Below are 26,163 nucleotides of genomic sequence, written 5' to 3' on the forward strand. Positions count from 1 at the left end.
ATATTGGATGACCTTGGCCAAGAAGATTGTGCTGCTGCTGATGGCGGCGGGAATGCTGATCGCGGTGTTCCTCGAAAGCGTGCCCGCGCAATCGGACGAAATGAAGCACGACATGTCCGGGATGGCCATGGGCGCGGACAGCCCAGCAACCGCTGGCTACAAGGCGGCCATGGTCAAGATGCACAAGGACATGATGCTCAACTACACCGGCAATGCCGATGTCGACTTCGTCCGCGGCATGATCCCCCATCACCAGGGAGCCATCGACATGGCCAAGGTGGTGATCGCCAACGGCAAGGACCCGGAAATCCGCAAGCTCGCCGAGAACGTCGTCAAGGCGCAGGAAGCCGAGATCAAAAAAATGCAGGATTGGCTTGCCAAGCATCCGGTGAACTAGTTCCCCGCGCCGGAAATCCGGACGAAGGCGAGGACTTCGGCCTGGATTTTCGGCCATGCTTGTGCTGCGATCCAGCCTCACGCGGAGCGGGCCATGTCTTCTAAAATCAGAACCACTTTCCTGCCGTCAGGCGAAGCCGTTCCGGTGCTGGGTCAAGGCACGTGGAAGATGGGTGAGGACGGCCGGCGCCGCGCCGACGAGGCCGCGGCGCTAAGGCTTGGGCTGGATCTCGGCATCACGCTTATCGATACGGCGGAAATGTATGCCGGCGGCGGCGCCGAGGAGGTGGTGGCGGAAGCCATCGCCGGGCGCCGCGACGAGACTTTTCTGGTTTCCAAGGTGCTGCCGTCCAACGCCTCGCGCGCCGGCGTCAAGCGGGCCTGCGAGAACAGTCTGAAACGGCTCGCCACCGACCGCATCGACCTCTATCTGCTGCACTGGCCGGGCAGCGTGCCGCTGTCGGAAACGATCGAAGCCTTCGAGGCCTTGAAGGCGGCCGGCAAGATCCGCCATTGGGGCGTCAGCAATTTCGATACCGACGAGATGGAGGAATTGGTCGGCCTACCCTCCGGCGCCAACGTCCAGACCAACCAAGTCCTCTACAACCTCTCTCGGCGCGGTCCGGAATTCGACCTCGCGCCCTGGAGCCTTGAGCGCGGCATCCCGCTGATGGCCTATTCGCCGGTCGAGCAGGGCGCGCTGGCGCGCAACGCCAGGCTCGATGCCGTTGCCGCCCGCCACAACGCCACGGCGGCGCAGGTCGCGCTCGCCTGGGTAATGGCGCAAAAAGGCGTCGTTGCCATCCCGAAGGCCAGCCGGCAGGAGCACGTCCGCCAGAATGCTGCGGCGCTCGACATCGTCCTGACGGCGGAAGACCTTGCCGAACTTGACCGCGCCTTCCCGCCGCCGACGCGCAAGCGCGGGCTGGAGATGATCTAGGCGCGCTCGCAATGACGCTGGAAAGCCTTATTTCGCCGCCAGCCCCTTCAGCCTGTAGAGCGCCTCCAGCGCCTCCCTTGGCGTCATCTCGTCCGGATTGATCACCCCCAGTGCTTCGCCCAGGACATCGTTCTTCGCCGGCTTCGGCGCTTCGCGCTTCACCGCCACCGAAAACAGCGGCAGATCGTCGACCAGCCGGTTGGTCTTGCCGGAAACTTCGCCTTCCTCGAGTTGGTGCAGCACTTGCTTGGCGCGCGCCACCACCGCTTCCGGCAGTCCGGCGAGCCGAGCCACCTGCACGCCGTACGAACGGTCGGCGGCACCCTTGCCGACCTCGTGCAGGAAGACGACATCGCCTTCCCATTCCTTGACCCGCATGGTGACGTTGGAGAGCCGCGAAAGCTTGCCGGCCAGCGCCGTCATCTCGTGGAAATGCGTGGCGAAGATCGCACGACAACGGTTTTTTTCATGCAGATATTCGACCGCCGCCCAGGCGATCGACAGACCGTCGAAGGTCGCGGTGCCGCGGCCGATCTCGTCAAGGATGACCAGTGCCCGCTCCCCCGCCTGGTTTAGGATCGCCGCGGTCTCGACCATCTCGACCATGAAGGTCGAGCGGCCGCGCGCGAGATCGTCCGAGGCGCCGACGCGCGAGAACAGCCGGTCGACGACACCGATATGGGCGCTTTCGGCCGGCACGAAGGAGCCGGTCTGGGCAAGGATGGCGATCAGCGCGTTCTGCCTCAGGAAGGTCGACTTGCCGCCCATGTTCGGGCCGGTGAGCAGCCAGATGGCGCCGGCCTTTGCCCCGTTTTCAGGCGAGAGGTCGCAGTCATTGGCGACGAACGGACCTTCGCCTGATCGCCTGAGCGCCTGTTCGACCACCGGGTGGCGGCCGCCGGCAATCTCGAAGGCGAGGCTGGAATCCACGACCGGCCGGCACCAGCCCTCGCTTTCGGACAGCAGCGCCAAGGCCGACGATACGTCGAGGACTGCAAGTGCCTCGGCCCCGGCGCGGATGCTGTCGGCCTCGCTCACCACTTCAGCCGTCAGGCGGTCGAAGGTGGCAAGCTCGATGCCCAGCGCCTTATCGGCGGCATTGGCGATCTTCGATTCCAGCTCCGCCAGTTCCGTCGTGGTGAAGCGCATGGCGTTGGCCATGGTCTGGCGATGGATGAAGCGCGCCTTCGCAGCGTCGCTGCCGGTCATGATCGAATGATGGTTGGCCGTCACCTCGATATAGTAGCCGAGCACATTGTTGTGCCGGATCTTCAGCGAGCGGATGCCGGTCTCCTCGATCAACGAGCGCTCCAGTCCGGCGATCACTTTTCGCGACTCATCGCGCAACGCCCGCATCTCGTCGAGTTCGGCACTGTAGCCTGACCGCACGAAGCCGCCGTCGCGCCTGATGAGCGGCAACTCGTCGTCGAGCGCCTCGCCGAGATGGCGGGCGAGCGCCTCGGGCACGCCATGGATCGCCGAGAGCGCCGCGGCGAGTTCGGCGGGGAGCGCCGTCGTCGCAAACAGTGCGGCGATCGCGCCCGCGGCCTCGAAGCCGGCGCTGAGCGCGCCAAGGTCGCGCGGGCCGCCGCGGTTGAGCGCCAGCCTGGAGAGTGCCCTCGGCATGTCGGCGACACTTTTCAGGTTCGTTCGCAATCCCTGGCAAAGCCGCGCTTCGGCGCGAAAGAACGACACCGAATCCAGCCTAGCGGAAATCAATGCCGGGTCGGTCAGCGGCGCCATCAGCCGGTCGGCGAGCAGTCTCGCCCCGCCCCCGGTCACGGTTCGGTCGATCGCCTTGAACAGCGAGCCTTCGCGGCTGCCGGATAGCGTGCGCAGGAGTTCCAGATTGGCGCGCGTCGCCGGGTCGATGAAAAGCGTCGAGCCGTTCTCCTCGCGCTCGGGCCGCGACAGCGGCGGCCGTTCGGCCTTCTGCGTCTTCTCGACATAGGCGATGGCGCCCGAGATCGCCGACAGCTCGGCACGCGAAAAAGTGCCGAAACTGTCCGGGGTCGCCACCTCGAAGAAGCGGGCTATGCGGCCCGTGGCCGACGCCGAATCGAACAGCGATGGCGGCTGCGGGTTGGCGACCCGGCCGAGCACGTCGAAGACCGGCCGCAGCTCCGCGTCATGGAACACCGGCTCGGCGACGATCAGCTCGCGCGGATCGACGCGGAAAATGTCGGCAAGCAGCCGTTCGGCCGAGGTTTCAGCCACCCGAAACGCGCCCGTGGAGATGTCGATCCAGGCAAGCGCGAAACTGCCTTGGCTGGCTGCATTGCCGCCCTTCACTCGCCCTAGCGCCATCAGGAAGCTCGACTCCGAGGGTGCAAGCAGCTTGTCCTCGGTGATGGTGCCCGGCGTGACCAGCCGCACCACGTCGCGGCGCACCACCGATTTCGAGCCACGCTTCTTGGCTTCCGCCGGGTCCTCGATCTGCTCGCACACGGCAACGCGGAAGCCCTGCGCGATCAGCTTCTGCAGATAATCGTCCGCCGCATGCACCGGCACGCCGCACATCGGGATGTCGTGGCCCTGGTGCTTGCCGCGCCGCGTGAGCACGATGCCGAGCGCCTGGCTCGCCTTTTCGGCGTCGTCGAAGAACAGCTCGTAGAAATCGCCCATGCGGTAGAACAGAAGCGAATCCGGGTTCGCCGCCTTGATCTCGATATACTGCTCCATCATCGGTGTGACGCCGCCCATGGTGGGCGCCGGCGTCGTCGTTTCCTGGGCGTCGGTATCGGTCGGCATGTGCATGTTCATGCCCGAACGCTAGCAGATGTGGCAGGGCGGTTTAATGCCGGAGGCTCGAAAAGCAGGGGAAAGCGCGAGCCATGCTGCCAGCTCGCCGTCAATCGGTCCGCCGCATTGCCGGCCTTCTGCGTTGAAGCAGCTTCGCCCGGCTTGTCGGTTTACAGTCGCCGCGTGTAGCCTTAATCGGTGGGAACCATAAGCAAGCAGCCGTCCCAAGCGGTGCCGCACAGGCGAGGAAATCAAAAGCATCATGGCCAGGAAAACCGAAAGCAGCGGGCCCTCCGTCAGCGCGCAGGAGGCGCTCGAATTCCACGCCATGGGTCGGCCGGGCAAGCTGGAGATCGTCGCCACCAAGCCGATGGCGACGCAACGCGATCTGAGCCTCGCCTATTCGCCGGGCGTCGCCGTTCCTGTGCGCGCAATCGCGGAGGATCCAAGCCGCGCCTTCGACTATACGACGCGCGGCAACATGGTCGCCGTCATCTCCAATGGCACCGCAATCCTCGGTCTTGGCAATCTCGGCGCCCTGGCTTCGAAGCCGGTCATGGAAGGCAAGTCGGTGCTGTTCAAGCGCTTCGCCGATGTCGATTCGATCGACCTCGAGGTGGCCACCGAGGACGCCGACGAATTCATCAACTGCGTGCGCTTCCTCGGACCTTCCTTCGGCGGCATCAATCTCGAGGACATCAAGGCGCCGGAATGCTTCATCATCGAGCAGCGGCTCCGCGAGTTGATGGACATCCCCGTCTTCCACGACGACCAGCACGGCACCGCCATCATCTCGGCTGCCGGGCTGATCAACGCGCTGGAGATCACCGGCCGAGACATGAAGACCACGAAAATGGTCTGCAACGGCGCGGGCGCAGCGGGCATCGCCTGTATCGAATTGATGAAGGCGATGGGTTTTTCGCCGGAAAATATCATCCTGTGCGATACCAAGGGCGTGGTCTTCCAGGGCCGCACCGAAGGCATGAACCAGTGGAAGTCGGCGCATGCGGTCAAGACCGAGGCGCGCTCCCTCGCCGAGGCGCTGGACGGCTGCGACGTCTTTCTCGGGCTCTCCGCCAAGGGCGCGCTGACCCCCGCCATGGTGCAGTCGATGGCCAAGAACCCGATTATCTTCGCGATGGCCAATCCGGATCCGGAGATCACGCCCGAGGAAGTGGGCGAGATCCGCACCGACGCCATCATGGCCACCGGCCGCTCGGATTACCCGAACCAGGTCAACAATGTGCTGGGCTTTCCCTACATCTTCCGCGGCGCGCTGGATGTCAGGGCCACCACCATCAATGACGAGATGAAAATCGCCGCCGCACGCGCCCTCGCCGAGCTGGCGCGCCAGGACGTGCCCGACGACGTCGCCGCCGCCTATCAGGGCAACCGGCCGAAATTCGGCCCCAACTACATCATCCCGGTGCCCTTCGATCCGCGCCTGATCTCGGCGATCCCGCTTGCCGTGGCCAGGGCCGCGATGGAGTCCGGCGTCGCCCGCAAGCCGATCCTCGATCTCGACCGCTACGCGCATGAGCTCTCCGCCCGCCGCGATCCGATCGCCTCGACCTTGCAGCGCATCTACGACCGCGTCCGCCGCCAGCCCAAGCGCATCGTCTTCGCCGAAGGCGAGGAGGAGCAGGTGATGCGCGCCGCCGTCTCCTATGTGAACCAGAGGCTGGGCACGGCGATCCTGCTCGGCCGCGACGACGTCATCAAGGAGAATGCCCGCAACGCCGGCATCGAGCTCAACAAGCAAGGCCTCGAGATCATCAATGCCAGGCTGTCGCGCCGCAATGGGATCTACACCGACTATCTCTACGAACGCATGCAGCGCAAAGGCTACCTGTTCCGCGACTGTCAGCGCCTGATCAACAACGACCGCAACCATTTCGCCGCCTGCATGGTGGCGCTGGGCGACGCCGACGGCATCGTTACCGGCGTGACCCGCAACTATTCCACCGCGCTCGACGACGTGCGCCGCGTCATCGACGCCAAGCCAGGCCACCGCGTGATCGGCGTTTCGATCGTGCTGGCAAGGGGCCGCACCGTGCTGGTTGCCGACACCGCCGTGCACGACATGCCGAATGCCGAGCAGATCGCCGACATCGCCGAGGAGGCGGCCGGGTTTGCCCGCCGCATGGGCTACGAGCCGAGGATTGCGATGCTCGCCTACTCCACCTTCGGTCATCCGCAGGGCGAGCGCTCCGAGCGGGTGCAGGAGGCGGTGCGCATCCTCGACAAGCGCCGCGTCGACTTCGAATATGACGGCGAGATGGCCGCCGACGTGGCGCTGAACCCGCGCGCCATGGCGCAGTACCCGTTCATCAGGCTGACCGGTTCGGCCAATGTGCTGGTCATGCCCGCCTTCCACTCGGCCTCGATCTCGACCAAGATGCTGCAGGAACTCGGCGGCTCGACCGTCATCGGCCCGCTGCTGGTCGGTCTGAACAAGCCGGTGCAGATCGTCTCGCTCAACGCCAAGGACTCAGACATCGTCAACATGGCGGCGATCGCGGCCTATACGGCGGGGAATTGACGGGCGGCCGCCGCGCCCCGCCCTTTGCCGAACTCAAAAGCAAAGGCCCGTGGCGATGCCGCGGGCCTTTCTGTTTGGGTCGCAGCTTTCGATCAGAAATTGCGCTGGAAGCGCACGATGCCGCCGACGCTGTCCTTCTTGTCGGCCTTGGTCCAGTTGCCGAACGGAGTGCCGTCGTCGAAGTGGCCGAAGTAGTTCCAGTCGACTTCGGTCGTGATCGTGTAGCCCGGTACGATGGTGTAGGCGACGTTCGCCGCAAGAGCGTAGTTCTTGTCGTCGTCGGCCGAAGCCTGGAGATTGAACGCCGTCTTGTCGTTGAACTTGTAGGTGCCGCCGCCCCAGACGGCCCAATTGCCGCCCCACGGCTTGTAGAAGCCGCGACCGCTGGCATCGATGGCGTTGCCGGCATTGTCATTGAGGTTGTCGTCGGCGCCGTAGCCGCCCATGACGAACAAAGTCAGTTCCTTGCTGACATTGACGTCCAAGCGAACCTTGCCGGCGACTTCCTCGTAATTGCTGTCATAGGCGACGACGCCGGTGATCGCACCCCAGTCGCCCTTGTACTTCAAGCCGCCGACGACGTGAGGAACGTAGCTGTCGATCGTGCCGGTCACGCCGGAGCCCCCTTCGAGCGAGATGACGCCCGAGAAGCCGCCGTCCACATCGAAGTAGTAGCTGACGACGTTGGTGTCCTTGACGCCGTACGGAATGATCGTGTCCTGGATGACATTGCCCGCGTAACCGATGAACTGGTCATAAGGCGTTTCGTCCTTACCGACGCGCAGGCCGCCGAGCTGGATCCAGGCGAAATGCAGGTCGGGCGCCTTGTTGGCAGCGGGGTTGGTGTCAACCTCACCGTTGGAGGTGACCAGGTTCTTGTCACCGAAGTTGAAGCGCGTTTCGGTGTAGGTCTTCAACGTGCCGAGCTCTCGCGCAGCATTTCGATGGGGACGCGGCCATCCAGTTCGGGGCAGGGATGAGCGAGCCAGAACCAGGCCAATCTCGGATTGGTGATGGCCGCCAACACCTCGCTTATGCCGGGGGCCGGCCTGCCGTCGATGAACTGGGCGAGCGGGAAGACATGCTTGCGGCCGCCTTTGCGCAGCGCGACGACCTCAGCGCGCCTTTGCCAGCGGTGCAGCGTCGAGCGAGGTATACGGAACTTCTCTTCCAGATAGGTCGACCCGGCGACCTCGCCGGCCCAGTCTTCGATCAGCATCGACTGCAGCTCGGAGACCCGCTCGGCAAAGGGCCGCGGGATGGGCTTGCCGGCCCCGATCTTCGGATTTTCGTCCCTGCTGCCTGCGTCGCGCGGCTCGGCGCGCGCGATCTTCTCCGCCATCGCGCGGAAGAATTCGGAGGCGAGCCCGGTCCAGCTGCCCTTGAAGGAGGTGATGGCAAGCCGCTGCGCCTGCGGCAGGAACGGAAGGGCGGCGGCAACACCGCCGGCCATCGCGGTGGCGCAGATCAGCGCCTCCGCGTCCTTTAGGACGCCATGCTGCATCAAAGCCTGTCGCACAGCCTCGGCCACAAGTCCGGCCAAGGCGTCTTGCGAAGTTCCTTCAGGCGGATTCTGAAATCTGGTCATGCATCTGTCTTGCGGGGCCGCGCTTCTCCCAAACTGGGCCGTCGTTGAACGGCTACAGCGGAAAGCGGCTATCGCAATGGTGACGGACGCAGCGACCGTGAAGGTTGCTGTCTTGCATTTTTGACACCCCAACTGCTGCGGGCGCCCGAAATGTCAGTCGCGGAACGCCCAATGTGCCTCTAGGAGCGATCTATGACAGCGGCGCGACAGCCGGGTTCATTTGGCGCCCGACCGGGATGACGCGGCGGAACTAAAGCAGGCCCGCCTGTTCCGCTTCGCGGCGCAGATTCTGGCGCGGTCGCGGGCCGATCTGCTGGATCACCAGCCCGGCCGCCAGTGAGCCGAGGTCGCCGCAGTCCTGGAGGCTGCGTCCGGTCGTGTATCCATAGAGGAAACCGGCGGCATAAAGGTCGCCCGCGCCGGTCGTGTCGACCAGTTCCTTGATCGTGGTCGCATGAATAGTGACGGTCTCGTCGCCGCGCACGATCACCGAGCCCTTTTCCGAGCGAGTAACGGCGGCGATCTTGCAATCTTTGCGTATCGCCGCCAGCGCGTCCTCGAAGGAAGCGGTCTGGTAGAGCGACTTGATCTCGTGGCTGTTGGCGAAGACGATGTCGACCGTGCCGGAGCGCATCAGATCGAGGAACTCGTCGCGGTAGCGGTCGACGCAGAAAGAATCCGACAGCGTCATCGACACTTCGCGCCCCGCCGCATGCGCCAGCCTCGCGGTCTGCCGGATCGCTTCCTTGGCGCGCGGCGGATCCCACAGATAACCCTCGAAATAGGTGACCTTGGCGCCGGCCGCCTTGTCGGCCTCGACGTCCTCCGGCCCCAGCTCGACGCAGGCGCCGAGATAGGTGTTCATCGAGCGCTCGCCGTCCGGCGTGACGAAGATCATCGAGCGAGCCGTCGGCGGCTCGCCTTGCAGTGGCCTGGTGTCGAAGGCCACGCCCTGGGCGCGGATATCATGGCTGTAGATGTCGCCGAGCGCATCGTTCGACACCTTGCCGAAAAAGGCGGCGCGGCCGCCGAAGCTCGCCACGCCCGCCGCCGTGTTGCCGGCGCTACCGCCTGAAGCTTCGATCGCCGGTCCCATGCGGCTGTAGAGGAGCTCGGCGCGCCTGGTGTCGATGAGGTTCATCGCGCCCTTGATGATGCCGTTGGTTTCCAGAAAGGCCTCGTCGCATTGCGCGATGATGTCGACAATGGCATTGCCGATGCAAAGCACGTCATATTCCGGCATCAATGTCTCCGCCAACGACTGTCCGGCTTTGTGCCACGCCGGCCGCGCGCGGGTCTAGCGGCTCGCAGCCGCTTTGCCTACCCCGAAAATCGGCACCGGTTTCCGCTTCGCCGACTTCCGGCCGGTTGCTGCGGCAGCCGTCGCGCCGAACTGGACCATATCGTTAGAGGCGACGGCGGCTATGGTTGGAGCGTCATCGAAACATCTAAGCCGCGGTGTGAGCTAGAACGGACCGTCGAAACAGGCTGAAGGCGCGAAATCCCATGTCCGATAAGACCGAGATGACGACCGAGCTGGCGCTGCTTGGCCTGCTGGCGGTGTTGTGGGGTGCCTCCTACACCTTCATCAAGATCGGCGTCGAGACGATCCCGCCGGTGACCTTCATCGCCGGGCGCACGCTGATCGCCGGCGGCATTCTGCTTGGCCTCATCCGCTGGCGCGGCCTTGTCATGCCGCGGGAGGTGGTCATGTGGCGCCGCTTCATGTTCCAGGCCTGCCTCAACAGCGTCATCCCGTTCACGCTGATCGCCGCCGCCGAACGTTCGATCGACGCCGGCCTTGTCACGATCCTCAACGCGACGTCGCCGATCTTCACCTTTCTGCTGACGGCGCTGATCACCCGCCACGAGCCGGTGACATTGCGCAAGCTGGTCGGCGTCGGCGCCGGCATCGCCGGCATTTGCCTCATCGTCGGCACCGAGGCGCTGGGCGGCATCGGCCATCAGCTCTGGGCGCAGCTTGCGGTCGTCGCCGCCACCGTCTGCTATGCCGGCGCCGCCATTTTCGGCCGCAATTTCAGAGGGCTCGACCCGATGGTGCCGGCCGCCGGCTCGATGATCTGCGGCGCCGTGATCCTGATTCCCTTGAGCCTCGTCTTCGACCGGCCCTGGACGTTGACGCCGTCGACGGCGTCGATTCTGGCGCTCTTCGGGCTTTCGGTCTTCTCCACCGCGCTCGCCTTTTCGATCTTCTTCCGGCTCATCCACACGCTGGGCTCTGTCGGCACCACCTCGCAGGCCTATCTGCGCGTGCCGATCGGCGTCGGCATCGGCGCCGTCTTTCTGGGCGAAAGCCTCGGGCCGAGCGCCTGGTTCGGCATGGGCTTCGTCGTCGTTGGCGTCGCGGCCATGACCATCCCGGCCAGGCTGGCCAGGCTTGCGCAATAATGCATGTCGCCCAAAAGTGCATGGCGGTTTTGGGAGGACGACATGCATCGAGACAAACCTAAGGCGCGTCGACGCGACGCGCTTAGTTGCGCCGCTTAGCAAGCCCGCCTATCTCGGGATCGTCGCTCCTCTGTAAGGGCTTGGACCTGCCGTGATCCTCGATGCCGCCCGCGCCGCCGCCAGCCGGCTGTTCTCACCTGAATTCCGCTCCGTCTTCCTGAAGACGCTGGGCCTGACGCTGCTCGCCTTGGTGGCGCTGTGGTTCGGCATCGAGAGCCTGCTCGAATGGCTGGCATGGCCGTGGCTGCAGGCATTTGTGCCCGGCCTGCCGTCCTGGGCAGGATGGCTGAGCGGCATCATCGCCGGCATCCTGTTGGCAATGGGCATGGCGCTGCTCGTGGCACCCGTGACGGCGATCGTCGCAGGGTTGTTCCTCGACGATATCGCCGAGGTGGTCGAGCGCACCGACTATCCCGGCGATCTGCCCGGCCGTGCCGTGCCGGTGCTGCAGTCGCTGGCGCTGGCGATAAAATTCTTTGGCGTCGTGATCCTCGGCAACATCGTCGCCCTACTGCTGCTCCTCGTGCCGGGCATCAACCTCGCCGCCTTCTTCATCGTCAACGGCTATCTGCTGGGTCGCGAATTCTTCGAGTTCGCCGCCATGCGCTTCCGCCCCGAGGCTGAAGCCAAGGCGCTGCGCCGGAAGTATGCGGGCACGGTATTCCTGGCCGGACTGCTGATCGCGGTCTTCCTTGCCGTGCCGCTGCTCAACCTTTTGACCCCGCTCTTTGCCGCCGCCATGATGGTGCGTCTGCACAAGGCGGTTTCGGCGCGGGACCCGGTCCAGCGCAAAAGCGCGTAGCGGTTTTTCGTCCGGAAATGCGCAACAAGGGGATAGAGCGGTTCGGTGTTTCCGTGAAACGCTGAACGCTCTAATCCTGCTCGGTACCGCCCCCGCGGAACAGCGCCTGCAGCTTGCCGAACGGCATCGCCGAACGGGTGAAGCCGAAGGTGCCGTCCTGCTGGATTTCCCGCGCAGCGGTTTCCAGCATGCCAAAGGCGAAATTCGTCAGCCATGGCCCGAGCGAGACGCGTTTGACCCCGGCCGCGGCAAGGTCGGCCACGGTGAAGCCGGGCCGCGCCATGACATTGACTGGCTTGCTGACCGCGGAGCAGACCGTCCGCACCGCGTCGATGTCGCTCAGGCCCGGCGCATAAAGCACGTCGGCGCCGGCTTTCTCGAAAGCCTGCAGACGCTTGATCGTGTCGTCGAGATCGGTCTTGCCCCAAAGGAAATTCTCGGCCCGCGCGGTGAACACGAAATCGTGCTTCAGGGCGCGCGCCGCCTCGGCGGCCGCGGCGACGCGTTCGACAGCATGCGAGAACTCGTAGATTGGATACTCTAGATCGCCCGTATGGTCCTCGATCGAGCAGCCGGCAAGGCCCGCGGCTTCCGCCGCGAAGATGGTTTCTGCCGCCTGCTCGGCGCTGTCGCCCTTGCCGCGCTCGAGATCGGCCGAAACCGGCAGGTCGGTTGCCGCCGTCACTTCGCGGCAATGGTGGATCATGGCCTCGAACGTCACGGCGCCGTCGGGCAGGCCGCGCGAGAAGGCGAAGCCGGCGCTGGTCGTGGCCAGCGCTTTGAAGCCGAAGGAAGCCAAAAGCTTAGTGGTGCCGACATCCCAGGGATTGGGCATGACGAAGGTCGAGGCGTGCAGATCGCGAAAAATCTTGCCCTTGTCCATGGCGGGTCCTCAATCATGGGTCGTGCCGGGAATTTATCGCGGTCGCCCCGGTCGGGCAAACGAATGCGCTCGGCTCAGAAGCGTTTCTCGTTCTCTGCTGACACCCGTTTGAGGGCGTCTGAACCCGCCACGTAGCGCGACGTTTTCTTATCCCAATGATAGATGGCTGAAATGTCCTTCGAGGACGCCTCGGGCGCCTCATCGTCGCAGCTTTCGCCGCTTGGTATCGTGGCGTCGGTCACCGTCACCTTGACGGCTGCATGCGGCCGGCCGTCGGCAACGGCCTTAAAAGCGATGTCCTGCTTGCGGCTGTAGGTGCATAGCCTTTCATCGAACGTGTAGATCATGTCGATCAGTTCGAACTTGTCGTTGCGCACCATGATCAACGGCGTGATCACATAGCCCTGGCTCGAATTGAAATGCGTGCTCATGGTGATGAGGATATCGTCACCGGCGCCGACCGACAGTTTGTTCGGTTCGCGAAAATAGGTGCTGCGATCGACGGCGACATTGACCGCGTCGAGCAGCGCCGGCTTGCCGCCGGTCAGATCGTAGAGCGCCAGCATCGCATAGCCCTCGGCGCTGTCGGGAGAGTCGCCGAGATCGAACAACATGGTCAGCCGGTCCTTGCCGCCGGCCTTGATGGCCAGCACCGCAGCATTGGGCAGGCTTGATGTCTCAGGCGGCGAGCCACCGCTGTCCGGACCGGCGACATGGCGCATTTCGATCGGCAAGCCGCCGTGGTAGAAGCCATCGGCGTTCAACGCCAGATCGGGGATGACCATCCTGGCCAGATCGAGATAGGTGACGTCCTTGTGGCCCGGGATGGCGCTGGCAAAGTCCGGAAAGCTGACATTTTCCGCGCTCGCCGGGCCCCAAAACCATAACAGAAGCACAAGAGCGAGGGCGAGGCGAAGCAGGGTGAATTTCATGGGGTGGGAGCCGCCGGCTGTTTGACGGCTGCACGCTAGCACGGAAGATTTCGCCGCACAGCCCGGAGCAATTCCAGGAAGAATGTGAACCAGTTTTCCGTCCGGAATTGCGTAAACTAAATCATAGAGCGGGTCGGCAATTCGACGAAAGCGGAACCGCTCCAGTGTCCGATCAAAGGATCGGCACCAGTCCTGCGAGGTCCCGCATGTCGTCGAACAGGATCCCGCCGGCGCCCGCCAGCCCGTCGCGGTCCGAGAATGGATCGGCGTGATAGGAAAACACGCGCATGCCGGCGGCAATGCCGGCCTGGGTGCCGGCGACGCTGTCCTCGATGACGATGCAGTCGACCGGCGCGAAGCCCATCGTCTTTGCCGCATGCAGGAAGAGGTCCGGGAACGGCTTGCCGCGCCCGACCATGGTGGAGGAAAACATGGCGTGCTCGAACAGCGGCAACAAGCCGGTCTGCCCGAGCGTGATATGCATCTTCGAAACCCGCGCCGACGAGGCGACGCAATAGGCAATACCGGCGGCGCGCACCTTTTCGATGAAATCGCGCACGTGAGGGATCGCCTCGACGCCATGCGCGAATAGATCCGGCAGGCCGGCGTTCCAGCGTTCGACGAAGTCGGCGCCGAGCCGGGCCTCGGTCGCCTCTTCGATCTCTTTCTGCACCGAGGCCATGCTGCGGCCCGAGAAGATCTTGCGGCAATATTCGAATGTGGTTTGAAAGCCCGCTTCACAAAGCCAGTCGGCGAGGCGCCGATTGGCAAGGTTCTCGGTGTCGACCAGAACCCCGTCGCAATCGAAGATGACCAGTTTTGGGACGTGCATTTATGCGGTGCCGGTCGATCCGAAACCGCCGGCGCCGCGCGCCGTGCCGCCGGCGAGCGCCCGTTCTTCGCTGGCCACCTGCGTGACTGCCGCAAACACGATCTGCGCGATCCGCATGCCGCGCGTCACCGCGAAGTCCTCATCGCCAAGATTGACGAGCAGCACTTTCACCTCGCCGCGGTAATCGCTGTCGATGGTGCCGGGCGTGTTGAGCACGGTCAGCCCATGTTTGAAGGCGAGGCCGGAGCGCGGCCGCACCTGGCCTTCCATGCCTTCCGGGATTTCCACGATCAGCCCGGTCGGCACCAGCGCGCGTTTTCCGGGCAGGATAAGCAGCGGCCGGTCTTCCGGCACCGCGGCTCGCAGGTCCATCCCGGCCGCGCCCGCGCTTTCATAGGTCGGCAGCGGCAAGCCATCGCCATGCGGAAGCCTGACGAAACCGACGGTGGGGCCGATGACGGAGGAAGGATAGACAGCCGTGCGCATGAGCCCATTCCTATCGGCGCGGCTGCCGATTCGGTCAACCCGGCCGCGACGCTATCAACGCCTTTCTTTCAATGCGGTTCCGCGTCAGCGCAACTCCACCGGAACGACGGTCGTCTCCTTGATCTCCTCCATGACGAAGGAAGCGGAGACGTCCGACAGCGGCACCTTGGCGATCAGCCGCTGATAGAGCCTGTCATAGGCTTTCACGTCGGCGACGCGGGCTCTCAGCACATAGTCGAGGTCGCCCGACATGCGGTAGACGCCGGTGATCTCGGCAAAGCCCGTCACCGCCGCCCGGAACTTTTGCAGCCAGTCCGGGTCGTGGTTCGACGTGCGGATCAGGATGAACACCGAAAGCCCGAGTCCAAGCTTGTCGGCATCGACCAGCGCCACGCGCCCGGTAATGACGCCCTCCTCCTCCAGCCGCTTCACGCGCCGCCAGCAGGCGTTGCGGGACAAGGCCACGCGCTCCGACAACTGGTCGACGGAAAGCGTGCCGTCGCGCTGCAGTTCGGCCAGCAATCTCCGATCAGTTTCGTCGATATCATATGCCATTCTTGGGATAAATGTCCCAAAATAGGGCTAGACACAAGGACAATTTGGGATCGATGAACCTTCAACTCGTGGCAGGATACTCAATATCGGGGCTCATCCCGGCAGGAGGGATCACCATGACGACGCGGTTTTCGGCGCTCTTTACGTCTCATCCGGCCAAGGTTGGCGAAACCTATTTCGGCCACATGGCCTTCGCCGCCTGGTTCTGCTCCCGCCTGTCGATGGCCGCGGGCGCCGCCCTCGTTCACGCTTTCTTGCCATTTCTGTTCGAGACTACCGCCAGCCGAATCGTCCGTGAGCTCTATGAGCGCACGAACAACAGAGGCTCACACGCGGTGAAGGAGCCTCAGGCTCTGATGGATCGCGCCTGATAAATGGTGGAATGCGATGTGCCGGTGGGCGGCTTATCTCGGTGAAGCGGTCTTCCTCGAAGACATCGTCACCGCGCCCTGCCACTCGCTGATTGCCCAGAGCCACTGCGCCCAGGAGGCCAAGTCGCCGACCAATGGCGACGGTTTTGGCCTCGCCTGGTATGGCGACCGTCCCGAGCCCGGCCTTTACCGCGACATCCTGCCGGCCTGGTCGGACCCCAATCTGAAAAGCCTCTGCCGGCAGATCAAATCAGGCCTGTTCCTCGTTCATGTGCGCGCCTCCACCGGCGGCGCGACCAGCCGCATGAACTGCCATCCCTTCGTCTCCAGCCGCTGGTCGTTCATGCATAACGGCCAGATCGGGGGCTTCGAGAAGATCCGCCGCGCGCTTGAGAATTCGCTGTCGGATGCTGTCTTCGACCAGCGCGAAGGGACGACTGATTCCGAACTGTTCTTCCTGCTGATGCTCGACGAAGGCCTGTCCGCCGACCCGCAAGGCGCGGTAGCCCGCGCCACCAGCCGCGTTCTCGAGGCTTCGCGCCACGCCGGTCTCGAACCCTCCCTGAAGCTGACAGCGGCATTTTCCGATGGCGAGGCGCTCTACGCCGTGCGCTACGCCACCGACGGCCAGGCGCCAACGCTCTATACCGGCGCATTCGCGAGCCGCGCCGGCCGCTGCATCGTCTCCGAACCGTTCGACCGCGACGGCGGAGAATGGCAGGCGATCCCGCCGTCGAGCTTTGTCACCATGACAAGGGACGGCACAAACATCCGGCCGTTCGCGCCGACCGTTGCTAAGTTCGCGTTGGCCGTCTAGCTCCAAACGTAGCCAAGGTCGCGGGACAGCGCCGCCATGACAACAGCTCGGCGCAATTTCGATCAAGCACCGCTGTCCTAACGATGCTGAATTCGGCTTGAAGCCGCGGTCTCATCCGCCATGTTCAAGGCGCAGCGCGGCAAGCAGCCGGAGTGCAGCATCATGGACATCGGATTTTCCTCGACTACCGAACTCGCGGCAGCAATTGCCCGGCGGAGAATCTCGGCCGTGGAGGCGCTCGATGCGCATCTGGCGCAGATCGACCGACATAACGAAGCACTGAACGCCGTCATCCTCCTCGACCGGGAAGGTGCGCTTCAGCGTGCCCGAGAAGCCGATGTGGCACTGGCCCGCAGCGCCGCGCTCGGCCCGCTGCACGGCGTGCCGTTCACGCTGAAGGATGCGCACGAGACCGCTGGCATGAAGACGACGGTCGGTTTCCCGCCATTTGCCGACTACGTTCCCAAGCAGGACAGCCCTGTGGTTGCCAGGCTAAAGAGAGCCGGCGGCGTGCTGGTCGGCAAAACCAATGTCGCCACCATGCTGGGCGACTGGCAGTCTGACAATCCGCTGTTCGGCCGCACCGGCAACCCTTGGGATCCGTCGCGCACAGCGGGCGGCTCCAGCGGCGGCGCTGCCGCTGCGGTCGCGACGGGCATGACGCCCTTCGAGGTCGGCACCGACATGCAGAGTTCCATCCGCTTGCCCGCCGCCTTTTGCGGCGTCTACGGCCTGAAGCCGACCGAGCATCGCGTCTCGCTGGCCGGCGCTTTTCCCGACCCGGGCGGCATTCCGCGCAGCGTCCGCTTGATGTCCTGTGTTGGGCCGATTGCTCGCAATCTGGAGGACCTGGCGCTGATTTACCGGATCATTGCCGGTCCGGACGGCGGCGATACCGATCTGGCGCCGGTGCCGGTTGATCCCATACCGACGCTCGAGCTGAAATCGCTGCGCATCGCCTTCGCCGGCACCTTCCGCGGCTTTCCGGTGGCCGCGGAGATCGGCGCCGCGGTCGAGAGATTGGCTGCTAGGCTGGCTTCGGCCGGCGCGCACGTCGAGGAAGCCAAACTGCCGAAGCTCGACCTGCATGATGATCTCGCCGAGGGCGGCAAGTTGATCGGCATGATGCTGGAGGCAGCGCAACCGGAACCGCCGGAACAGCCTGCGCCGGTGTCGCGCTGGTTCGCGGCGCTCGCTCGCCGCGACCGGTCGATTCTTGCCTGGGAGCGGTTCTTCGAAAGCTGTGATGCCTTGCTTTGCCCGGTCGCCATGACAACGGCCTTTCCGCACTGCAAGCCAGGCAGCCCGCTGAAGGTCGACGGCAAGGACGAGAGCTATTGGATGCTGCCGGCCTATGGCGCGGTCTTCAATTATTCCGGCCATCCGGCGCTGGCGATACCAGGCGGGCAGGACAGCAACGGGTTGCCCATCGGCCTGCAACTGGTCGGCAAGCGCTGGTCGGAGGCGAGACTGCTCGGCGTCGCTGCGGCGATCGCGCCGCTGACCGACGGGTTTCGCCGGCCGCCGGGCTACTGAGCGAAGCGCGACAGCGCATAAGGCGCGAGCAATGGATCGCGCTCGCCATCGACGATTTCGCGGGCCGCAAACAGGCCGATGGCGGGTGCCAGCGTGATGCCGGAATGGGTGACGGCGACATAGACGCCACCTACGCCGTCGGCGCGGCTAACAATTGGGAAACCATCGATCGGAGTAGGACGATAGCCGACTGTGTGGAAATCGTACTCCAGCCCGTCGGCGCCGCGCAGCATCGCTTTCACCGCTTCGAAAAGCTCAAGCGCGGTTGCCTCCGGGTTCTCGCCCGGATCGCCGCCGCCAAAATCCGAGCCGGCGATGATCCGGCCCTCGGCCGTCTGCCGCATATGCAGCCTCTCGGCCAGCACCAGGCCGTTGAGGAGTTTCCTGTAGGGTCGCGAATGCACGATCAGACCGGGCGGCGTCTTGATCGGCAACTGGACGCCTGCCGTCGCGGCGATCGCCGGGGCGCCGGCGCCGGCGGCGATCACCACCTCGTCGGCGGCGATGGTTTCACCCGCAACGACGACGCCGGTGAGCCTGCCGCCGGATAGAGTCAGTCTATCGACAGTCCCGGTAATAAGCCGCGCGCCGCGCCGTTCGGCGTCCGCCAGCAGCGCCGTTGCGGTCGCCACCGGCTCGGCCACGCCTTCCTCGGCGACATGAAGCGCAAAATCGGGAAGCTCGGTCAGGTTGGGCTCGATCCGCGCCGCCTGCTCGCGGCCGACCCGCTCGATGCCGTAGCCCCAGGACGCATGCTCGGCCGCATAGGCTTTGAGCTTGTCCGCCGGCAGGTCCCAGCACAGGCCGCCGCACCAGGCAAGCGGCAGGCCCGGCAGATCATTCGCCAAGCGTTTCCACTCGTTCATCGCCCGGATGCGCAGCCGGAAATAGGTCTCCGGATTGCCCCAGCTTGCGTTGATCCAGGCGAAGGAATTGGGCGTCGCGACGCCGCCGGCGCCGCTTGTCGAGACGACCGTCACCCTCGCTCCAACCTTCGCCAGATGCCAGGCGATCGATGCGCCGATGATGCCGGCGCCGATGACGATGACTTGTTTTGCGCTGCTCATGCCATGACCTTCAGAGGAGATTTCACCGTCATGCCATCGCGCCGGCCAGACCTCAAGCGAGAAGCGGCTACGCGCCGCCCATCGCTATCTGCTGCGCGCCGGCAAGCAGGCCCGTCATCTCTTCGCAGAGCCGCATGAGCCGTGAAGAGTCGACCTTCTTCGCTACCGCCAACGCTGTGCCGAGCTCCAGCTCCGCGCCGGCACGATCGCCGAGCTGGATGAGCAGCGCCGCGAGCGCAAGCCTGGCATCGGCGACATTGACCGGCGAGCCGACCTCGCTCCAGCGCGAGCATGCAGTCTGCAACTCCCGAACAGCCTCGGTGGGGCGGTCTTCCCGTATGAAAAGTTCAGCCTTGGCCTCGGCGGACAGCGCCCGGATGGAGGCCATCGGCCAGCGCTGCGGCTGGCTCTCCAGCTCGGTGATAACTTCTTTTGCGCGCTCGAGACGATTGGTGCGCGCCGCCACCTTGGCGAGAGTGGCAAGGACCATGCCTCGCCGCTGCAGCGTCGGCCAGCCGTTTCCGACCAACGACCGCTCGAGAGCGCTGAAGGCGGCCTCGGCCTGGCCTTGCTCCAGCTGCAGCAGCGCCAGGCCGGGCTGCGGATCCCAGCCGGCGGCATGGGACGCCCGATAGGCTGTTTCCGCCTCGGTGAGATCTCCGGCGGCCAGATGAATGTCACCCAAGACACGCAGCGCATCGCCCGTCGCCCAGGGGGCGTCGACGGCGAGCTGGTCGAGCGCGGCACGTACCAGCGCCTCAGCCTCCTTCAGCGTGCCGTGAACGCCGAGCACTTCGGCGCGATGCAGCCGGCAGGAGCCCGACAGATCCTCAAGCCCGTGTCCCCTGCACCAGTCCTCATAGCCGAGGGTCCATTGGTTGGCCCTCGCCCAGTCGCCAAAATTCCGGCAGGCCCAAAGTATGTTGCAGTAGAGAATGCCGCCGACGACCGGGTCCACGTCGCTGGAAAGACCGAGCGCGGCGGCAAAATCCTGATCCTCCTGGCCGGATTTGGTTTCACCGAGGCAGAGCTTGAAAAAGCCGCGATAGATCAGCCCGAGCGACTCCACGACCGGATCTGCGAGATCTCTGCCAACCGCGAAGGCCTGTTCGGCAAGCGCAAGGGCCTGCTCCGGCTCGGCTTCCGCGCCCATGATGCGCGCGCCCATCCAGCACCACAGGCCGTGCTCCCTGCTGTCGGTTGCGCCATCGATCAGCTGCGCCGCCCGCTTGTGCCAGCCCTTGGCGACGGCAAGTTCCCCTCTCTCCAGATGAACCCTGGCCAGGCCGATTGCCGGGGACGCCGCTCGCAAGCGCTCGCCGGCCACGCCGTAGGCAGTCACCGCGCGCGCCAGAAGCGGGATGGCTTCAGCCGGGCGCCCCATGCACTCCAGCGCAAGTGCCCATTCCTCGAGATCGGCCGTCAGCAGCTCGCCAGCGGCCTCCGCTTCGCTAAAGCAGGCCGCGGCCTCGTGCCATTTCCTGGCAGCAACAGCCGCGCGCGCCGACAGAATAGGCGAACCGGGGCTCCAAGGCTTGCCACCCGCGCTGGCCGGCCCGTTCGCCGAAATGGGCGGCTGGTCGAGGCAAATCCGGTAGCCGAAGCGGGGCAGGTTGCGCAGCGCCGTTTCCATGCCGCCCTGGCGAAGAACGCCGCGGGCGAGGCTTGCCACGCGCTGCAACGAAGCTTCCGTCACCGTCACGCCCGGCCATAGCGTTTCAAGCAATTCGTCTTTGCTCATGGCCCGGTCCCGGTGCCGCAGCAGGATGGCGAGGAAATCGAAGACCAGGGGCTGCACCTCGATCTCGCTTCCGGCGAGACGAAGGGACCGAGCGTCCTGATTAAGCTCGAAGTCGCCGAAGCAATAAGTTCCCATCGGCAGCAATCCTGTAACGGCACTAGGCAAAGGATCGGAAGAAGATAAGGACGGCGTAAGGACTGTCGGCCGCCTCTTGCGCAATTCTCCGTCTGCCCGGCGAGCCAAGCTGCAGTTTAGCTCAGCGGCCCCGGGGATGTCACCGGCACCGAATCTGGTCGAGCGTCCGGAGGCATTTGAACCCAAGATCAAGGAGATTGCGAAATGCAGAAATACATCATCGAACGTGAAATTCCCAAGGTCGGCACCTTCGAGCGCGAGCAGCTTCGCGACGCCTCCAAGGCCTCGAACGCCGTTCTCGCCGAGCTCGGCCCGGACATTCAGTGGGTCGAATCCTTCGTCGCGGATGACAAGACCTTTTGCGTCTACCTCGCCAAGGACGAGGCGATCATTCAGCGCCACGCCAAGATGAGTGGCTTCCCGGCCACCAAGATCACGCAGGTGAAGCGCCTGTTCGATCCGACGACGGCATACGCCGCCGCCTGACGGGGCGACCGATCGTGAAGTGCCTTGCAGGCGAGCTGCGAGCACGATCGATCCTGATCTTCTGTCGGCCAAACCTTCGGGAGGGCCAGTCTGGCCCTCCCGATTTCATCATTCAAACAGAGGAGGATAAACCATGACCATCCTTGGACAGGAGCTTGCGGCCAACCACTCCGCGCTCGGACGGTTCCTCGTTGCGATCTTCGAAATCTGCCGTTCCGGCGGAGGCGTGCTTGCGCGCATCCTGCGAAATCGCAGGGGTCGGGCCACGCTGGACGAATTGCCGGATTATCTGCTGCGCGACATCGGCATCGAGGGGGCGGAGATACGGTTAGCTACCCGGTTGGGCCGCCAGGACCGTCATCGCGAGCGAACCTGAACGGCCTAAGGTTCCTGTCAGGGGACATCGACTACGCTGTTCGGCCGTGCCGGTCTGCCCGAAACTGTCGACACGCCCAAAATGCGCTGCTAGAAGCCCGCGCCACAGACAGGATTCCAAAAATTGGCAGAAGACATCGAACAGGCGGTATCGCGCCGCCGCACTTTCGCGATCATCGCCCACCCCGATGCCGGCAAGACCACGCTCACCGAAAAGCTGCTTCTGTTCGGCGGCGCCATCCAGCTTGCCGGCGAGGTCAAGGCCAAGAAGGATCGCATCCAGACCCGGTCCGACTGGATGAAGATCGAGCGCGAGCGCGGCATCTCGGTCGTCACCTCGGTGATGACCTTCGAATATGACGACAACGTCTTCAACCTGCTCGACACGCCCGGCCATGAGGATTTCGCCGACGACACCTACCGCACGCTCTCTGCGGTGGATTCGGCCGTCATGGTCATCGACGCCGCCAAGGGCATCGAGCCCCGCACGCTGAAACTGTTCGAGGTCTGCCGGCTGCGCGACATCCCGATCATCACCTTTGTCAACAAGATGGACCGCGAGAGCCGCGATCCGTTCGAAATCCTCGACGAGATCGAGCAGAAGCTGGCGCTGGACACAGCACCGGTTACCTGGCCGATCGGCCGCGGCAAGACCTTTTCGGGCACCTATCACCTGGCGCAGAACGCGGTGCGCCGGAGCGATGACGAGAAGGAGCGCACGCCCGTAAACGGCCCGGATTCCAACCGCGTCGCCGGGCTTTTGCCGGAAAACGAGCGCAACGACTTCATCGAGGAACTGGAGCTCGCGCGGGAAGCGTGCAGACCGCTCGACATAGACGCCTTCCGCGAAGGCCATCTGACGCCGGTCTATTTCGGCTCGGCGCTGCGCAATTATGGAGTGCGCGACCTGATCGAGGCGCTCGGCGCCTACGGGCCGCCGCCGCGGGCCCAGGCAGCCGATGAACGCACGGTCGAGGCGACGGAGGGGAAGATGACCTCCTTCGTCTTCAAGATCCAGGCCAACATGGACCCCAACCATCGCGACCGCATTGCGTTCGTCCGCGTCTGCTCCGGCAAGCTGGAGCGCGGCATGAAGGCCAAGCTGGTGCGCACCGGCAAACCGATGAGCCTCTCGGCGCCGCAATTCTTCTTCGCCCGCACCCGCGTCACCGCCGACGAGGCTTTCGCCGGCGACGTCGTCGGCATTCCCAATCACGGCACGCTGCGCATCGGCGACACGCTGACCGAGGGCGAGGAGATCCTGTTCCGCGGCGTGCCGAACTTCGCGCCGGAAATCCTGCGCCGTGTCCGCCTCGGCGATGCGATGAAGGCCAAGAAGCTGAAGGAAGCGCTGCATCAGATGGCCGAGGAGGGCGTCGTGCAACTGTTCTCGCCTGAGGACGGCTCGCCGGCCATCGTCGGCGTTGTCGGCGCGCTGCAGCTCGATGTGCTGAAGGAGCGGCTTAACATCGAATACACGCTGCCGGTGGATTTCGAGATGTCGCGCTTCTCCGTCTGCCGCTGGATCTCGGCCGACGACAGGGCGGATGTCCAGCGCTTTATCGAGGCGCATCGCGGCGACATCGCCCGCGACCTCGACAACGATCCGGTCTTCCTCGCCCAGCACGCCTTCTCGCTCAACTACGAGGCCGAGCGCTGGAAAGCGATCCGCTTCGCCGCGGTCAAGGATTATCAAGTCCGCGACAAGGCGGCGTGATTGTGGTGAATAGTGAATAGTGATAGTCGGGCATCCTCACCATTCACCGTTCACTACTCACGCGTAATCACCCCTTCGCCGCTTCCTCGATCGTGGCGATGTCGATCTTGCCCATCTGCATCATCGCCGACATCACGCGCCCGGCCTTCGCTCTGTCGGGGTCCTGAAGCAGACGCGGCAACTGCTCCGGCACGACCTGCCAGGAAACGCCGAACTTGTCCTTCAGCCAGCTGCAGCGTCCCGGTTCGCCGCCGCCTTCGGTGAGTCTGGCCCAGAAATAATCGACTTCTTCCTGCGTTTTGCAGTCGATCGACAGCGACATCGCCTCGGTGAACTTGTATTGCGGCCCCCCGTTGAGGGCTTGGAACTGCACCCCGTCGAGCTCGAACGAGGCGACCAGAACCTGGCCTTCCTGGGGATGGCCCTTGGGCCAGCGCGTGACGCTAAGCACCTTCGAATTCTTGAAGATGGCGACGTAGTGGTTCATGGCCTCCTCGGCCTGGCCGTCGAACCAAAGGAAGGTGGTGATCTTCTGCATGTCTTGCTCCTCCGACTTGTTCAGGTTGGCTCATCATCAACGGCGCGCCGGCGATTTGGCGCGGCTTTCGTACCGTCTGCCTCAAGGACGGCTCGGCGCGGCGCGATCCGACAGCGTTTTTCAAATTTCCTGAAGAATCGTGGCGCAGCGCAAAATTGTGGCAAGCCCGGACCTTGGCCGCTATAACCCCTGCCGACTGAAATACAGCGCCGCCGCGCCACGTTTTAGCGCGGCCAGCCAGCAAGGAATACCGATGCCCGCCTACCGTTCCCGCACCACCACCCATGGCCGCAACATGGCCGGCGCCCGTGGCCTGTGGCGTGCCACCGGCATGAAGGACAGTGATTTCGGCAAGCCGATCATTGCGGTGGTCAATTCCTTCACCCAGTTCGTCCCGGGCCATGTGCACCTGAAGGATCTCGGCCAGCTCGTCGCGCGCGAGATCGAGAAGGCCGGCGGCGTCGCCAAGGAGTTCAACACCATCGCCGTCGACGACGGCATCGCCATGGGTCACGACGGCATGCTCTATTCGTTGCCGTCGCGCGAGCTGATCGCCGACTCCGTCGAATACATGGTCAATGCGCACTGCGCCGACGCCATGGTCTGCATCTCCAACTGCGACAAGATCACGCCCGGCATGCTGATGGCCTCGCTACGCCTCAACATCCCGACCGTTTTCGTCTCCGGCGGCCCGATGGAAGCCGGCAAGGTGGTGCTGGGCGGCAAGGCGCAGGCGCTCGACCTCGTCGACGCCATGGTGGCCGCGGCCGACGACCGAATTTCAGATGAGGACGTCAAGGTGATCGAGCGCTCGGCCTGCCCGACCTGCGGCTCCTGCTCGGGCATGTTCACGGCGAACTCGATGAACTGCCTGACCGAAGCGTTGGGTCTCTCGCTGCCCGGCAACGGCTCGACTTTGGCCACCCATGCCGATCGCAAGCGGCTGTTCGTCGAGGCAGGCCATCTGATCGTCGATCTTGCGCAGCGCTATTACGAGCAGGAGGACGACAGTGCGCTGCCGCGCAGCATCGCCTCCAAGGGAGCCTTCGAGAATGCCATGGCCCTCGACATCGCCATGGGCGGCTCGACCAACACGGTGCTGCACATCCTGGCTGCCGCGCATGAGGGCGAGGTCGACTTCACCATGGAGGATATCGACCGGCTGTCGCGCCAAGTGCCGGTGCTTTGCAAGGTGGCGCCGGCCAAGTCCGACGTGCACATGGAGGATGTTCACCGCGCCGGCGGCATCATGGCGATCCTCGGCCAGCTCGACCAGGCCGGGCTGATCAACCGCGATCTGCCGACAGTCCACACCGCAACGCTGGGCGAAGCGCTCGACCATTGGGACATCGCCCGCACTTCCGCAGAGAATGTGCGCGAGTTCTTCCGCGCCGCGCCCGGCGGCGTGCCGACGCAGGTCGCCTTCAGCCAGGATCGCCGCTGGGAGGATCTCGACACGAACCGCGAGACGGGCGTCATTCGCTCGGCCAAGACGCCGTTCTCGAAGGATGGCGGCCTCGCCGTGTTGAAGGGCAATCTGGCGCTCGACGGCTGCATCGTGAAGACGGCCGGCGTCGACGAGTCGATCCTGAAATTCACCGGTCCGGCCCGCGTCTTCGAAAGCCAGGACGCTTCCGTCAAGGCGATCCTCGGCAACGAGATCAAGGCGGGCGACATCGTCGTCATCCGCTATGAGGGGCCGCGCGGCGGCCCCGGCATGCAGGAGATGCTCTACCCGACCAGCTATCTTAAGTCGAAGGGCCTCGGCAAGGCCTGCGCGCTGATCACCGACGGCCGCTTCTCCGGCGGCACGTCGGGTCTGTCGATCGGCCACGTCTCGCCGGAAGCCGCCGAGGGCGGGCTGATCGGCCTGGTTCAGGAAGGCGACACGATCGAGATCGACATCCCGAACCGCAAGATCCATCTCGCCGTCAGCGAAGCCGAGCTCGACGCCCGCCGCAAGGCTATGGCGGCCAAGGGCGCGGATGCCTGGAAGCCTGAGGAAAAGCGCAAGCGCAAGGTGACGACGGCGCTGCGCGCCTACGCCGCCTTCGCCACCAGCGCCGACAAAGGTGCTGTCAGGAAAGTGCCGGAATAATAAGTCGGGCAGCGCCCCCCTACCTCCCCCTGTGGGCCCCTCTGTGGGGAGGTCGGACCGAAGGTCCGGGTCGGTCGGCGCCGCACCTCCACCCCGCTGCTGCGCAGCGACCCTC

Annotated in this window: 23 protein-coding genes and 1 pseudogene; 12 read left to right on the top strand and 12 right to left on the bottom strand. The window is 64.7% G+C overall.

The window, feature by feature from the left end; genetic code table 11:
* The first annotated feature begins 7 nt into the window (after positions 1-7).
* Together EOA49_RS02030 and EOA49_RS02035 are read left to right on the top strand one after the other, a co-directional pair.
* Positions 8-397, top strand: coding sequence for a DUF305 domain-containing protein (locus EOA49_RS02030; RefSeq protein WP_095799243.1), 390 nt, complete (start codon positions 8-10; stop codon positions 395-397).
* A gap of 93 nt (positions 398-490) precedes the next feature.
* On the top strand, positions 491-1,336 hold the full coding sequence (locus tag EOA49_RS02035) for an aldo/keto reductase (RefSeq protein ID WP_095799244.1): 846 nt from the start codon (positions 491-493) through the stop codon (positions 1,334-1,336).
* Positions 1,337-1,363: 27 nt separating this feature from the next.
* On the opposite strand, the gene mutS is transcribed toward EOA49_RS02035, so the two are convergent.
* Positions 1,364-4,087, bottom strand: coding sequence for a DNA mismatch repair protein MutS (mutS, locus tag EOA49_RS02040; protein WP_245460487.1), 2,724 nt, complete (start codon positions 4,085-4,087; stop codon positions 1,364-1,366).
* A 253-nt stretch (positions 4,088-4,340) separates the two neighbouring features.
* On the opposite strand from mutS, the gene EOA49_RS02045 reads away from it, so the two are divergent.
* Positions 4,341-6,620, top strand: a complete 2,280-nt coding sequence (locus EOA49_RS02045; protein ID WP_067324316.1) for an NADP-dependent malic enzyme — start codon at positions 4,341-4,343, stop codon at positions 6,618-6,620.
* Between the two features lie 92 nt (positions 6,621-6,712).
* Here EOA49_RS02045 and EOA49_RS02050 read toward each other — a convergent pair.
* The 3 genes and pseudogenes from EOA49_RS02050 to EOA49_RS02060 all read right to left on the bottom strand — a co-directional run.
* Positions 6,713-7,549 (bottom strand): annotated as a pseudogene (locus tag EOA49_RS02050) (porin); the annotation flags it as partial.
* Complete coding sequence (locus EOA49_RS02055; protein ID WP_095799246.1) at positions 7,534-8,208, bottom strand: hypothetical protein; 675 nt, start codon at positions 8,206-8,208, stop codon at positions 7,534-7,536. The gene EOA49_RS02055 and the pseudogene EOA49_RS02050, both read right to left, overlap by 16 nt.
* Positions 8,209-8,458: 250 nt before the next feature.
* Positions 8,459-9,451: an adenosine kinase gene (locus tag EOA49_RS02060; protein WP_095799247.1), complete on the bottom strand. Its 993-nt coding sequence runs from the start codon at positions 9,449-9,451 to the stop codon at positions 8,459-8,461.
* Between the two features lie 263 nt (positions 9,452-9,714).
* Here EOA49_RS02060 and EOA49_RS02065 point away from each other — a divergent pair, with 263 nt between their 5' ends.
* Together EOA49_RS02065 and EOA49_RS02070 are read left to right on the top strand one after the other, a co-directional pair.
* The gene (locus EOA49_RS02065; RefSeq protein ID WP_095799248.1) at positions 9,715-10,617 is read left to right on the top strand and encodes an EamA family transporter; all 903 of its coding nucleotides are present in this window, start codon (positions 9,715-9,717) and stop codon (positions 10,615-10,617) included.
* Positions 10,618-10,768: 151 nt separating this feature from the next.
* Positions 10,769-11,479, top strand: a complete 711-nt coding sequence (locus tag EOA49_RS02070) for a sulfate transporter family protein (RefSeq protein WP_127240228.1) — start codon at positions 10,769-10,771, stop codon at positions 11,477-11,479.
* A gap of 70 nt (positions 11,480-11,549) precedes the next feature.
* Here the strand turns inward: EOA49_RS02070 and EOA49_RS02075 are convergent, their stop codons facing one another.
* The 5 genes from EOA49_RS02075 to EOA49_RS02095 form a co-directional block, all read right to left on the bottom strand.
* On the bottom strand, positions 11,550-12,362 hold the full coding sequence (locus tag EOA49_RS02075; RefSeq protein ID WP_127215001.1) for an oxaloacetate decarboxylase: 813 nt from the start codon (positions 12,360-12,362) through the stop codon (positions 11,550-11,552).
* Between the two features lie 74 nt (positions 12,363-12,436).
* On the bottom strand, positions 12,437-13,294 hold the full coding sequence (locus EOA49_RS02080; RefSeq protein WP_127243022.1) for a hypothetical protein: 858 nt from the start codon (positions 13,292-13,294) through the stop codon (positions 12,437-12,439).
* 172 nt (positions 13,295-13,466) lie between these two features.
* Positions 13,467-14,126, bottom strand: coding sequence for an HAD family phosphatase (locus tag EOA49_RS02085; protein WP_095824298.1), 660 nt, complete (start codon positions 14,124-14,126; stop codon positions 13,467-13,469).
* Positions 14,127-14,612 (bottom strand): dUTP diphosphatase, encoded by a 486-nt coding sequence (gene dut / locus EOA49_RS02090; protein WP_095799252.1) that lies wholly within the window; start codon positions 14,610-14,612, stop codon positions 14,127-14,129.
* A gap of 84 nt (positions 14,613-14,696) precedes the next feature.
* Positions 14,697-15,167 carry an Lrp/AsnC family transcriptional regulator gene (locus tag EOA49_RS02095; protein WP_067003562.1) on the bottom strand — a complete coding sequence of 157 codons (471 nt, stop codon included), beginning with the start codon at positions 15,165-15,167 and terminating at the stop codon, positions 14,697-14,699.
* 116 nt (positions 15,168-15,283) lie between these two features.
* On the opposite strand from EOA49_RS02095, the gene EOA49_RS02100 reads away from it, so the two are divergent.
* From EOA49_RS02100 to EOA49_RS02110, 3 genes are all read left to right on the top strand, one after another.
* Positions 15,284-15,538, top strand: a complete 255-nt coding sequence (locus tag EOA49_RS02100) for a DUF6356 family protein (protein ID WP_067003741.1) — start codon at positions 15,284-15,286, stop codon at positions 15,536-15,538.
* Between the two features lie 16 nt (positions 15,539-15,554).
* Positions 15,555-16,355, top strand: a complete 801-nt coding sequence (locus tag EOA49_RS02105) for a class II glutamine amidotransferase (RefSeq protein ID WP_127240230.1) — start codon at positions 15,555-15,557, stop codon at positions 16,353-16,355.
* 162 nt (positions 16,356-16,517) lie between these two features.
* On the top strand, positions 16,518-17,891 hold the full coding sequence (locus EOA49_RS02110) for an amidase (protein WP_127240231.1): 1,374 nt from the start codon (positions 16,518-16,520) through the stop codon (positions 17,889-17,891).
* Here EOA49_RS02110 and EOA49_RS02115 read toward each other — a convergent pair.
* On the bottom strand, positions 17,885-18,958 hold the full coding sequence (locus EOA49_RS02115; RefSeq protein ID WP_127243024.1) for an FAD-binding oxidoreductase: 1,074 nt from the start codon (positions 18,956-18,958) through the stop codon (positions 17,885-17,887). The genes EOA49_RS02110 and EOA49_RS02115 overlap by 7 nt on opposite strands.
* Positions 18,959-19,025: 67 nt before the next feature.
* Positions 19,026-20,834, bottom strand: a complete 1,809-nt coding sequence (locus EOA49_RS02120; RefSeq protein ID WP_127240066.1) for a winged helix-turn-helix domain-containing protein — start codon at positions 20,832-20,834, stop codon at positions 19,026-19,028.
* 204 nt (positions 20,835-21,038) lie between these two features.
* Between EOA49_RS02120 and EOA49_RS02125 the strand changes: the two genes are divergently transcribed.
* The 3 genes from EOA49_RS02125 (at position 21,039) to EOA49_RS02135 (ending at position 23,412) form a co-directional block, all read left to right on the top strand.
* On the top strand, positions 21,039-21,320 hold the full coding sequence (locus EOA49_RS02125) for a DUF4242 domain-containing protein (RefSeq protein ID WP_067003570.1): 282 nt from the start codon (positions 21,039-21,041) through the stop codon (positions 21,318-21,320).
* A gap of 133 nt (positions 21,321-21,453) precedes the next feature.
* Positions 21,454-21,696 carry a DUF1127 domain-containing protein gene (locus tag EOA49_RS02130; protein WP_095824295.1) on the top strand — a complete coding sequence of 81 codons (243 nt, stop codon included), beginning with the start codon at positions 21,454-21,456 and terminating at the stop codon, positions 21,694-21,696.
* Positions 21,697-21,819: 123 nt separating this feature from the next.
* On the top strand, positions 21,820-23,412 hold the full coding sequence (locus EOA49_RS02135) for a peptide chain release factor 3 (RefSeq protein ID WP_095780207.1): 1,593 nt from the start codon (positions 21,820-21,822) through the stop codon (positions 23,410-23,412).
* 67 nt (positions 23,413-23,479) lie between these two features.
* Here the strand turns inward: EOA49_RS02135 and EOA49_RS02140 are convergent, their stop codons facing one another.
* Complete coding sequence (locus EOA49_RS02140) at positions 23,480-23,950, bottom strand: VOC family protein (RefSeq protein ID WP_067324344.1); 471 nt, start codon at positions 23,948-23,950, stop codon at positions 23,480-23,482.
* A 253-nt stretch (positions 23,951-24,203) separates the two neighbouring features.
* Between EOA49_RS02140 and ilvD the strand changes: the two genes are divergently transcribed.
* Positions 24,204-26,048, top strand: a complete 1,845-nt coding sequence (gene ilvD, locus EOA49_RS02145; RefSeq protein WP_095824294.1) for a dihydroxy-acid dehydratase — start codon at positions 24,204-24,206, stop codon at positions 26,046-26,048.
* Positions 26,049-26,163 lie beyond the last annotated feature (115 nt).

Origin of the sequence: Mesorhizobium sp. M1A.F.Ca.IN.020.04.1.1 (assembly GCF_003997315.1) — a bacterium.
Taxonomy (GTDB): domain Bacteria; phylum Pseudomonadota; class Alphaproteobacteria; order Rhizobiales; family Rhizobiaceae; genus Mesorhizobium.

Bases quoted from the DNA above. Each gene is read 5' to 3' on its own strand.
- EOA49_RS02030 (WP_095799243.1), top strand. From the start codon at position 8: ATGACCTTGGCCAAGAAGATTGTGCTGCTGCTGATGGCGGCGGGAATG.
- EOA49_RS02035 (WP_095799244.1), top strand. From the start codon at position 491: ATGTCTTCTAAAATCAGAACCACTTTCCTGCCGTCAGGCGAAGCCGTT.
- mutS (WP_245460487.1), bottom strand. From the start codon at position 4,087: ATGCCGACCGATACCGACGCCCAGGAAACGACGACGCCGGCGCCCACC.
- EOA49_RS02045 (WP_067324316.1), top strand. From the start codon at position 4,341: ATGGCCAGGAAAACCGAAAGCAGCGGGCCCTCCGTCAGCGCGCAGGAG.
- EOA49_RS02055 (WP_095799246.1), bottom strand. From the start codon at position 8,208: ATGACCAGATTTCAGAATCCGCCTGAAGGAACTTCGCAAGACGCCTTG.
- EOA49_RS02060 (WP_095799247.1), bottom strand. From the start codon at position 9,451: ATGCCGGAATATGACGTGCTTTGCATCGGCAATGCCATTGTCGACATC.
- EOA49_RS02065 (WP_095799248.1), top strand. From the start codon at position 9,715: ATGTCCGATAAGACCGAGATGACGACCGAGCTGGCGCTGCTTGGCCTG.
- EOA49_RS02075 (WP_127215001.1), bottom strand. From the start codon at position 12,362: ATGGACAAGGGCAAGATTTTTCGCGATCTGCACGCCTCGACCTTCGTC.
- EOA49_RS02080 (WP_127243022.1), bottom strand. From the start codon at position 13,294: ATGAAATTCACCCTGCTTCGCCTCGCCCTCGCTCTTGTGCTTCTGTTA.
- EOA49_RS02085 (WP_095824298.1), bottom strand. From the start codon at position 14,126: ATGCACGTCCCAAAACTGGTCATCTTCGATTGCGACGGGGTTCTGGTC.
- dut (WP_095799252.1), bottom strand. From the start codon at position 14,612: ATGCGCACGGCTGTCTATCCTTCCTCCGTCATCGGCCCCACCGTCGGT.
- EOA49_RS02095 (WP_067003562.1), bottom strand. From the start codon at position 15,167: ATGGCATATGATATCGACGAAACTGATCGGAGATTGCTGGCCGAACTG.
- EOA49_RS02100 (WP_067003741.1), top strand. From the start codon at position 15,284: ATGACGACGCGGTTTTCGGCGCTCTTTACGTCTCATCCGGCCAAGGTT.
- EOA49_RS02105 (WP_127240230.1), top strand. From the start codon at position 15,555: ATGTGCCGGTGGGCGGCTTATCTCGGTGAAGCGGTCTTCCTCGAAGAC.
- EOA49_RS02110 (WP_127240231.1), top strand. From the start codon at position 16,518: ATGGACATCGGATTTTCCTCGACTACCGAACTCGCGGCAGCAATTGCC.
- EOA49_RS02115 (WP_127243024.1), bottom strand. From the start codon at position 18,958: ATGAGCAGCGCAAAACAAGTCATCGTCATCGGCGCCGGCATCATCGGC.
- EOA49_RS02120 (WP_127240066.1), bottom strand. From the start codon at position 20,834: ATGGGAACTTATTGCTTCGGCGACTTCGAGCTTAATCAGGACGCTCGG.
- EOA49_RS02125 (WP_067003570.1), top strand. From the start codon at position 21,039: ATGCAGAAATACATCATCGAACGTGAAATTCCCAAGGTCGGCACCTTC.
- EOA49_RS02130 (WP_095824295.1), top strand. From the start codon at position 21,454: ATGACCATCCTTGGACAGGAGCTTGCGGCCAACCACTCCGCGCTCGGA.
- EOA49_RS02140 (WP_067324344.1), bottom strand. From the start codon at position 23,950: ATGCAGAAGATCACCACCTTCCTTTGGTTCGACGGCCAGGCCGAGGAG.
- ilvD (WP_095824294.1), top strand. From the start codon at position 24,204: ATGCCCGCCTACCGTTCCCGCACCACCACCCATGGCCGCAACATGGCC.